Below are 2470 nucleotides of genomic sequence, written 5' to 3' on the forward strand. Positions count from 1 at the left end.
CTTTATTCATGGTAAGGAATTAACTCCAAAGTATGGAGAGCGTGATTCTTTAGCTGATGTTATATTAGTTAATAGATTAAGAAAATCACTTAAAAGGCTTAATCCTTGGATGAATGAAGAAAATTTAGAGGAAGCGGTAAGGTATATTAATACGGCAAATAATTTAGGGACAGGCTTATTAGAGATAAATGAAAAGTTATATGATGACTTTGTAAATTTAAATTTTACAGTAAATCAAGATATATATGGTGATGGTCAAAAGAAGCCTCAAACGGTTAATTTTATAGATTGGGAAAATCCTTATAACAATGACTTTTTAGTTGCTCGTCAATTTGAAGTACAAACTTTAAGTGGAAAGTCTATCTTTCCAGACATAGTTATCTTTATAAACGGTATGCCTGTAGTTGTTTTAGAAGCTAAATCTCCATTTTTAGAAAAAAACTATAACGAAAGCATTGGGAAAAAAGATGCTTTTGAACAATTAAGAAGATATATGAATGTTAGAGATGAAGCTTTAGGTGAAGGAGCACCAAAGTTATTTTATACAAACTTCTTTACAGGGATTTTAAATAAATATAATGCATATGTTGGAACAATTAGCTCAAAATATAATCATTATCTAGAGTGGAAAGATCCATATCCATTTAAACTTAATGAAGTAGAAGATTATAAAAATTTTGGTCAGAATATATTCTTACAAGGTTGCTTAGAAAAGACAAATTTACTTGATTTAATGAGAAACTTTATTGTCTTTGAAGCAGATGATGGAACTAAAATTAAAAAGATATGTAGATATCAGCAATTTAGAGCAGTTAATAAGGCGATTGAAAGAATTGAAAACGGAAAAGATAAATTATCTAGGGGTGGAGTAGTTTGGCATACTCAAGGTTCTGGTAAATCTTTAACTATGGTTTTCTTAGCAAGAAAGATTAGAAGAACTGAAGGATTAACTGATTCTACAATACTTGTAGTTACAGATAGAATAGATTTAGATAAGCAGATTACTGAAACTTTTGAAAATACATTAAGTAAAATAACTACACCTGTTAGGGCAAATAAAATTGAGGTTATGAAAACTCTATTAAAAAATCCACAACCTCAAATCATAATGACAACTATTCAAAAATTCCAAAATGAAGTTGAGGAAAAGGAAGTTATACTTAATGGAAAGAAAACAGTACAAAAATATTCTGTTGATTATCCAGTTTTAAGTACAAAACAAAATATTATTGTATTAGCTGATGAAGCACATAGAAGCCAATATAAAGATACAGCAGCAAATATGAGAAGAGCTTTGCCTAATGCAGTATTTATTGGATTTACAGGAACTCCTATAGATAAGGAAGATAAATCAACAAGAAGGACTTTTGGTGATTATATAGATAAGTATTCAATTAAACAAGCTGTAGATGATGGAGCAACTGTTAAGATTATTTATGAAGGTAGGAGACCAGATTTACAAGTTGTTGGCGAATCTTTAGAAGATTTATTTGATGAAGCGTTTTTTGATAAAACTGATGATGAAAAACAAGCTATTAAACAAAAATATGCTACTAAAAAGGCTATAGTTGAATCAGAAAGTAGAATTGATGAAATAGTTAAGGATTTACTAAAGCATTATAAAGAACAGATACTTCCTAATGGGTTTAAAGCTCAAATTGTATGTGTATCAAGAGAAGCATGTGTTAAGTATTATGAAGCCTTAAATAGACATATGAAGGATATATTAGGAGAAGGGTTTGAAGCTCAAGTAATATTCTCTGGAAAAAATAATGATAAAGTGCATTTAAAAGAGCATTTTACTACAAAGTCAGAACAAGAAGCTATAATAAATAGATTTAAAAAGACGGTTGATAAGGATAAATTATGTTTCCTTGTAGTTAAAGATATGCTTTTAACAGGATTTGATGCTCCGATAGAACAAGTTATGTATATAGATAGACCACTTAAGGGACATACTTTATTACAAGCAATAGCAAGAGTTAATAGAACTTGTACTAAAGAGATTGAAAGAAAATCAGATGATGGGGAGATTATAAAAGATAATATTACAAAGCAATGTGGTTATATTGTTGATTATTATGGTATTTCTAACTTTTTAGAAGAGGCGCTTGCTATTTTTGATAAAGAGGAACTTGGAAAACCTATGGATTCTTTAGATGATTTATATAATGAAATGCTTGGCTTTAGAGAAGCTATAATGTCTATGTTTAGGGGAATTGATAAGGATAATTTAGATGAACTTGTAAATAAAATTGAACCAGAGGACAAGAGAGCAGAATTTGAACTTATGTATAAGAAATTTTCTGGAGCAGTAGAGAGTTTATTACCAACTCATGTTGACACAAAGGTATTAAATGATTTAAAATGGCTTTCTTATATTAGAGCAGCAGCTAAGGCTAAGTTTAATCCAAGTGAGCAAATGGATATTTCAGATTGTGGAGAAAAGGTAAGAGAGATAATAGAAACT

General features: G+C 29.4%; 1 protein-coding gene. It reads left to right on the forward strand.

What is annotated here, in order from left to right; genetic code table 11:
- Positions 1-2470 (forward strand): type I restriction endonuclease subunit R (locus tag SPJ33_RS04770; RefSeq protein WP_321116826.1); only part of this gene is annotated, 2470 nt, incomplete at both ends.

Source organism: Clostridium sp. (assembly GCF_034179595.1).
Lineage (GTDB): Bacteria > Bacillota > Clostridia > Clostridiales > Clostridiaceae > Clostridium.